At 71.7% G+C, this 6,618-nt stretch carries 7 protein-coding genes and 1 pseudogene; 2 read left to right on the top strand and 6 right to left on the bottom strand.

The window, feature by feature from the left end; translation table 11 throughout:
• Positions 1 to 733: LuxR C-terminal-related transcriptional regulator (locus G3I65_RS36845; RefSeq protein WP_160700190.1), on the top strand; the 733-nt coding region annotated here is incomplete at its 5' end.
• Between the two features lie 92 nt (positions 734 to 825).
• The gene (locus G3I65_RS36840) at positions 826 to 1,854 is read left to right on the top strand and encodes an alpha/beta fold hydrolase (RefSeq protein ID WP_160700189.1); all 1,029 of its coding nucleotides are present in this window, start codon (positions 826 to 828) and stop codon (positions 1,852 to 1,854) included.
• 60 nt (positions 1,855 to 1,914) lie between these two features.
• Here the strand turns inward: G3I65_RS36840 and G3I65_RS36835 are convergent, their stop codons facing one another.
• The 6 genes and pseudogenes from G3I65_RS36835 to G3I65_RS36810 all read right to left on the bottom strand — a co-directional run.
• Positions 1,915 to 2,685 (bottom strand): alpha/beta fold hydrolase, encoded by a 771-nt coding sequence (locus tag G3I65_RS36835; protein WP_160700188.1) that lies wholly within the window; start codon positions 2,683 to 2,685, stop codon positions 1,915 to 1,917.
• Entirely contained in the window at positions 2,685 to 3,116 is a 432-nt protein-coding gene (locus G3I65_RS36830; protein WP_160700187.1) for an organic hydroperoxide resistance protein, read from the bottom strand. Before G3I65_RS36830 ends, G3I65_RS36835 begins: the two co-directional genes overlap by 1 nt.
• 71 nt (positions 3,117 to 3,187) lie before the next feature.
• On the bottom strand, positions 3,188 to 4,780 hold the full coding sequence (locus tag G3I65_RS36825) for an ABC-F family ATP-binding cassette domain-containing protein (protein WP_160700186.1): 1,593 nt from the start codon (positions 4,778 to 4,780) through the stop codon (positions 3,188 to 3,190).
• 168 nt (positions 4,781 to 4,948) lie between these two features.
• Entirely contained in the window at positions 4,949 to 5,332 is a 384-nt protein-coding gene (locus G3I65_RS36820; RefSeq protein WP_160700185.1) for a VOC family protein, read from the bottom strand.
• Positions 5,333 to 5,483: 151 nt separating this feature from the next.
• A complete protein-coding gene (locus G3I65_RS36815; protein ID WP_160700184.1) occupies positions 5,484 to 5,750 on the bottom strand; it encodes a hypothetical protein in 267 nt (88 codons plus the stop codon).
• Between the two features lie 210 nt (positions 5,751 to 5,960).
• Positions 5,961 to 6,618 (bottom strand): annotated as a pseudogene (locus tag G3I65_RS36810) (transposase); the annotation flags it as partial.

Genomic DNA, 6,618 nt, shown 5'->3' with positions numbered 1-6,618 from the left:
GCTCGCCGCCGGGGCGCGGCCCGTGCTCGCGACCGTCCAGCTCGCGCGCGGGCTCACGAACCTGAGCGAAGGCCGCTTCGAAGACGCCTTCGCCGACCTGCGGCGCCTGCTCGATCCCGCCGACCCCGCCTACCAGCTGGCGTTGCGCGCGTACTGCGTCGCAGAACTGACCGAAGCCGCGGTCCGGGCCGGGCAGACCGACGCCATGCGGGAGGTCCTGGCCGAGCTGGAGTGCCTCGCAAGCCCGTCGCCCGCGCTGCACATCGGGCTGCGGTACGCGCGTGCCGTGCTCGACCCGTCCGACGATCGGTTCGCCGAGGCACTGGCCGCCGACCTGGCCGGCTGGCCCGCCGAACGCGGCCGCGTCCACCTGGCGTTCGGGGAGTGGCTCCGGCGGCAGCGGCGGGTCGTCGAATCGCGCACGCACCTGCGCACCGCCCGCGAGACGTTCGACGCGCTCGGCATGACGGCGTGGGCCGAGCGGGCCCGGCGCGAGCTGCGCAGCGCCGGCGAGTCGAGCCCGAACCGCGGGCCGGACGCCCGGGACAAGCTCACCCCGCACGAGCTGAGCATCGCGCAGCTGGCCGCGGAGGGGCTCACGAACCGGGAGATCGGGCAGCGGCTGTACCTTTCGCACCGTACGGTCGGCACGCACCTGCACCGGATCTTCCCCAAGCTCGGCGTGAGCTCCCGCGCCGACCTCGCCGGGATGCTGAAGACCCTCGAAGGGTGACTTACACCCGCTGCGTCACCTGACGGGCGCGAAGTTCACCGGGCACTCCTTAACGTCGTGAAAGTCCCACGGTCTTTCGCACAGGAGTCAAGATGATCAGCAGGAGAAGGTTCGGGCAGGCGTTCGCGGCGGGGCTGGCGGCGACCTCCTTGGCGGCCTGCTCGTCCCCGGCCGCGACCCCCGCCGCGGCGCCGGCCCCCGACCTGCGGGCCGGGTCCGGTGAGCACACTTCGCTCGGCGAGGTGAAGCACGCGGACGCCGGGGTGCTGACCATGGCGTACTACGAGTCCGGCCCGGCGACCGGGCAGCCGGTGGTGCTGCTGCACGGCTGGCCGTACGACCCGTACAGCTACGTCGACGTCGCGCCGATCCTGGCCGCCGCCGGCTACCGGGTGATCATCCCGTTCCTGCGCGGCTACGGGCCGACGGTGTTCAAGTCCGCGGCGACCGTCCGCAACGGGCAGCAGGCCGCCGTGGCGCTCGACGTCGTCGCGCTGATGGACACGCTCAAGATCGACAAGGCCGTCCTGGGCGGTTACGACTGGGGCGCCCGGACGGTCGACATCATCGCGGCCCTGTTCCCGGAGCGCTGCAAGGCGGTCGTCGCGGTGAGCGGGTACATCGTCACGAACCTGGTGGCCAACCAGAAACCCCTGGCGCCGCAAGCGGAACTCGGCTGGTGGTACCAGTACTACTTCGCGACCGAGCGCGGCCGCGCGGGCTACGCGGCGAACCGCCACGACTTCAACAAGCTGATCTGGAAGACGGCGTCCCCGGCCTGGCACTTCGACGACGCGACGTACGACCGCAGCGCGGCGGCGTTCGACAACCCGGACCACGTCGACATCGTCGTGCACAACTACCGCTGGCGGCTGAGCCTCGCCCCGGGCGAGCCGCAGTACGACGTCTACGAGCGGAAGCTGGCCACCGGCCCGGCCATCACGGTCCCGTCGATCACGATCGGCAGCGACTTCGACGCGGCGGCCAAGGACGGGAAGGCGTACCGGGCGAAGTTCACGGGGAAGTACGAACACCGGGTCCTCGACGGGATCGGGCACAACGTGCCGCAGGAAGCGCCCCGGCCGTTCGCCCAGGCGATCCTGGACGCCGACCGGATGTGACGTGGCCGGTCGTGAGTGTTCAGTCGGGTTCTAACCCGACCAAACACTCACGACCGGTGGTCAGCGGGTCGCGCGGTGGATGACGTCGACGACGGCGTCGGGAGCCGCCGAAGCGATCGCGTGCGGGGAGTCCACTTCGGTGATCGACGCGTGCGCGCGCCGGGCCTCGAAGCGTTCCGCCGCCGGGGGAATCGCCTGGTCGCGCGTCGCCACGAGCGCGTACTTCCGGATGCCCGAAGGCGCCGTGGCGAGCACCTTCTCGTCGAACGCCGCCGCCAGGATCGGGCGCTGGCCCGCCGCCGCGACCGCGGTGTCCAGTGCCGGGAGTCCCGCGGCGAACAGCGAGGGGTAGCTCGCCGCGTTCACGAACAGCTCCGGGCCGACCGCGTGCGTCGTCGACGGGCCGATCAGCGAACCCGGGAACTGGCCGTTCAGCTGGCCCGCCGTCTCACCCGCCTCCGGGATGAACGCCGCCGCGTAGACCAGCGCCTTCACACCGCGCGTCGAACCCGCCAGCTCGCTGATCAGCAGGCCGCCGTACGAGTGCCCGACCAGGATCTTCGGGCCGGGTACGGAATCCAGAACTCCTTGCAGCGACGCCACATCCGCCGCGACGCCCCGCAGCGGGACCGCCGGCGCGAGCACCGGGTAGTGCTCGGCCAGCAGCCGCCGGGTCACCGGGGCCCACGCCGACGCGTCCTCGAACGCGCCGTGCACCAGCACGACCGTCGGTTTCGGGTGCGACGACACGGCGGCGCCGGGGGTGGCGGCGGTGAGCACGCCCGCCCCGACGACCGCCGCGACGCCCAAGGCACCGAGCGCGCGCTTCATCACGCCACCGTCGCGTCGAGGGTGACCTCGATGTTGCCGCGCGTCGCCTTCGAGTACGGGCACACCTGGTGCGCGCCGTTGACGAGCTCGTCGGCGGTGGCCTGGTCGATCCCGGTCGCCTCCAGGTGCAGCACGGCGCTGAGCTGGAACTCGCCGGCTTCCGTGTCGTGGTGGAGGGTGACCTCCGCGACGACGGCGAGGTCGTTCAGCGGCACCTTCTTCACGCCCGCGACGCGTCGCACCGCGCCGACGAAGCAGGACGCCCAGCCCGCCGCGAACAGCTGTTCCGGGTTGGTGCCGTCGCCCGCGCCGCCGAACGCCTTCGGGACGGCGAGGGTGACGTCGAGCGCGCCGTCGTCGGAGGTCGCGCGGCCGCCGTTGCGGCCCTCCGCGGTGGAGGTGGCGACGGCGGTGTAGGTCACTTCGGACATCGTGTTCCTTTCAGCGGGTGACGCCACCACGCTAGGAATCCGGGTGCCGGCGCGGCGACCGTCGCCCGACGTCACCCGTGTAAGTCACCGTTTTCCAGCCGCAGCCACCGATCGGCGCCGATCGCGGCCAGGAACCGTTCGTCGTGGCTGACGACGACGAACGCGCCCCGGAACGCGGTCAGCGCGCTCTCCAGCTGCCCGGTGCTGACCAGGTCGAGGTTGTTCGTCGGCTCGTCGAGCAGCAGCAGCTGCGGCGCCGGTTCGGCGAACAGGACGCAGGCCAGCGTGGCCCGCAGCCGTTCGCCGCCGGAGAGCACGCCGACCGGCAGGTGCACGCGGGAGCCGCGGAACAGGAAGCGCGCCAGCAGGTTCATCCGCTGCGCCGTCGGCAGCGCGGGTGCGGCCGCGGCCAGGTTCTCGGCCACGGAACGGTCGTCGTCCAGCAGGTCGAGCCGTTGCGAGAGGAACGCGATCCGGCCGTCGGCGCGGGTCACCGAACCGCCGTCGGGCTCGAGGTCGCCGCGCAGGATCCGCAGCAGCGTGGACTTCCCGGCGCCGTTCGGCCCGGTGAGCGCGATCCGCTCGGGGCCGCGGATCGCCAGGTCGACGCCGTCGCCGAAGAGATCGCGTACCCGCAGGCCTTCGCCGACGAACAGCGTCCGGCCCGCCGGGACCACCGTCTGCGGCAGCTCCAGGCTGAGCTTCTGCTCGGTGCGCAGTTCGCGCTCGGCCTGGTCGAGCTTGGCCTTCGCGGCGCCGACGCGCGCCGCGTGCGTGCCGTCCGCCTTGGCCGCGGACTCCTGGGCGTTGCGCTTCATGGTGCCGGCGAAGATCTTGGGCAGCCCGGCGTTGCCGAGGTTGCGCGACGCCGTGCTCGCCCGGCGCGCGGCCCGTTCCCGCGCCTGCTGCATCTCCCGCTTCTCGCGCTTGACTTCCTGTTCGGCACTGCGGATGTTCTTCTCGGCCACCTCGCGCGCGGCTCGGACGGCCGCTTCGTACGCCGTGAAGTTCCCGCCGTAGAACCGGATTTCCCCGCGGTCGAGCTCGGCGATCCGGTCCACCCGGTCGAGCAGCGCGCGGTCGTGGCTGACCACGAGCAGGCAGCCGGACCAGTCGTCGAGCACGCTGTACAGCTTGTGCCGCGCGGCCAGGTCGAGGTTGTTGGTGGGTTCGTCGAGCAGCAGCACGTCGGGGCGTTTCAGCAGCTGCGCGGCCAGTCCCAGCGAGACGATCTGGCCGCCGGACAGCGTGCTCAGCGACCGGTCGAGCGCGACGTCGAGGCCGAGCCGGTCGAGCTGGGCGCGGGTGCGTTCCTCGATGTCCCACTCGGTACCGATGGTGGTGAAGTGCTCCTCGGCGGCGTCCCCGGCCTCGACGGCGGCGATGGCCCGCAGGACCGGGGCGACACCGAGGACTTCGGCGACGGTCGGCTCGCCGGACAGGGGCAGGTCCTGCGGCAGGTAGCCGAGAACGCCGTCGGCGGCGGCACTGCCCGCGGACGGCCGCAGCACCCCGGCGACGAGCTTCAGCAGCGTCGTCTTGCCGGACCCGTTCGGCGCGACGAGCCCGGTGCGGCCGGCGAGGATGGTGGCGGAGAGGTGGTCGAAGACGGGGGTGTCGTCCGGCCAGGAGAAGGACAGGCCGGACAGGACGATTTCGGACATGCTTGGGACCTTTGCGAGGTGTGGTGGGAAAAGTGGTCGACGAAAGCGGCCCGCGCCGGCACTGCCGGGGGCCTGCTTGCTCCGGAGCTATCCGGAGATGTCGATGTCACCTGCCACACTTCGAACATAGCAGGGGTGATCGCCTGGGCCACCGCCTCCCGCCGTGAGCTAGCCGCCGGACGGGGCCCTGCTGAGGTCCACGACGCAGAACCGGTTGCCGTCCGGGTCGGCGAGAACGACAAAGTCCGGGTTCGCCGGGTAGTGGTCCCACGCGACTTCCGACGCGCCCAAGCGGCGGAGCCGGGCCACTTCGGCTTCCTGCTCCTCGGTCGTGTCGACGAGCAGGTCGAGGTGCAGCCGCGGGTACGGTTCCGGCGGGGATTCGCTGTACATCAGTGCGAGGGCCCGTCCGGACCCGTCGGTGTGCTCCAGGGTGCGCCAGCGCCCGCTCGCCCACTCATCGGTGGCGACGAGGTTCAGCGCCGACGTCCAGAAGACGGTGGCACGCGGGACATCGGAGACGCCGAGCACCGGGAAGCCGAGCCTGAGCACGGTTATCGCTCCTGCTTCCCGGCCAACCTCAGGGTGGTACCGCGTCGAACTCGCACTTCCGTCATGCGGTCCGGCTACCCCGCGGCGGCCTCGGCAAACGGGCCTCTGCCGAACCCGGCCGACGGCGGCGATGGTCGCGAACGCGGCGCGCTCAGGCGAGCTCGGCCGAGACGACCGCGGGCAGCGCGCGGAGCCGGTCGAGCAGCGCGTCGATCTCGTCGGCGCCCAGCAAGACGGCGCAGACCATGCTGCTTTCGCGGACGCCGTCCTTGATGTCGACGGACAGCTCGTGCACCAGCGTGCCGTCGAGCGCGCGGACGAGGGCGGGGATTTCCTCGGCACCGCCGGTGAAGTAGGTGGCGATGCGGCGTCGCAGCAGCATGGCCGGGCGGGTGGCGAACGTGGTGGGGCTGGACATGGCGTGATCTCCACGGGGAAGTGCGGATGGGATCGGGGCCAGGTCCCGAAAGAGGTGCCGCGGAATCCGCGATCGCCAAGGCTGCACGCCGGCGACCTGGGTTCAGCCGGCGCGCCGGAATACGAGTCGCGTGAACATCGTCGGGCGCTGCACGGCGACAGGCTAACACGGCGCGGGCCCGGGGGCGTGCAGTGAATGACTCCTTGAGTTTTAACTCTTGGTGGTCTTCTTGCCTCGTCGGCTGTTCTTGCGATAGGTCGGATAGCGGGTCCGGGGCGGCCGGGCGGAGCCGGTGGGACGTCCGGGACCGGGACGGGTGGGTTTCGGTGGGTTGGCCGGGGTGCCGGTCAACCCACGAACCCGCCGAAAATCCCGTCGAACCCGCCGTGGTGACATCATCTCGGCGGGCTGGGGTTTCTCCCACGGCAGCCGCAGATCACGGACACAGCCGCGAGCCAGCCGCAGCTGGGTGTAGGCGACCAGCACCAGCCAGCTCCACCGCAACGCCGTGTCGGGAAGCATCGGCGCCGGTGTGGTCCAGCCGAGATCCTGCTTGAGGAACCGGAACGTGTGTTCCAGGTCGAACCGCCGCTGATAAGCGGCGAAGATGGTGACCAGGTCCAGCACCGCAGGCCCGGCATGCCACAACCACATCGCCCCGGCCGGTGTCCCGCCCCCGGGCAGCCGCTCGATCTCCACCCGCACCACCGTGCCGGCCACGATCGGCAACGGCCCGTCATGCCCCTTCCAGTAGCCATCGCGGATCAACCGGCGATGCCGGGCGTCCCAGGCCGACAGGGTGACCTGGCCGTAGCGGGGCGAGGCCACGGTCGCGACCCGGTCGGGTGCGGTGAGAGTGGCGGGCCGG

This window comes from Amycolatopsis sp. SID8362, from assembly GCF_010550475.1.
Lineage (GTDB): Bacteria > Actinomycetota > Actinomycetes > Mycobacteriales > Pseudonocardiaceae > Amycolatopsis > Amycolatopsis eburnea.
This window is presented reverse-complemented; position numbering and strand designations above follow the sequence as displayed.

Bases quoted from the DNA above. Each gene is read 5' to 3' on its own strand.
- G3I65_RS36830 (WP_160700187.1), bottom strand. From the start codon at position 3,116: ATGTCCGAAGTGACCTACACCGCCGTCGCCACCTCCACCGCGGAGGGC.
- G3I65_RS36840 (WP_160700189.1), top strand. From the start codon at position 826: ATGATCAGCAGGAGAAGGTTCGGGCAGGCGTTCGCGGCGGGGCTGGCG.
- G3I65_RS36815 (WP_160700184.1), bottom strand. From the start codon at position 5,750: ATGTCCAGCCCCACCACGTTCGCCACCCGCCCGGCCATGCTGCTGCGA.
- G3I65_RS36835 (WP_160700188.1), bottom strand. From the start codon at position 2,685: ATGAAGCGCGCGCTCGGTGCCTTGGGCGTCGCGGCGGTCGTCGGGGCG.
- G3I65_RS36825 (WP_160700186.1), bottom strand. From the start codon at position 4,780: ATGTCCGAAATCGTCCTGTCCGGCCTGTCCTTCTCCTGGCCGGACGAC.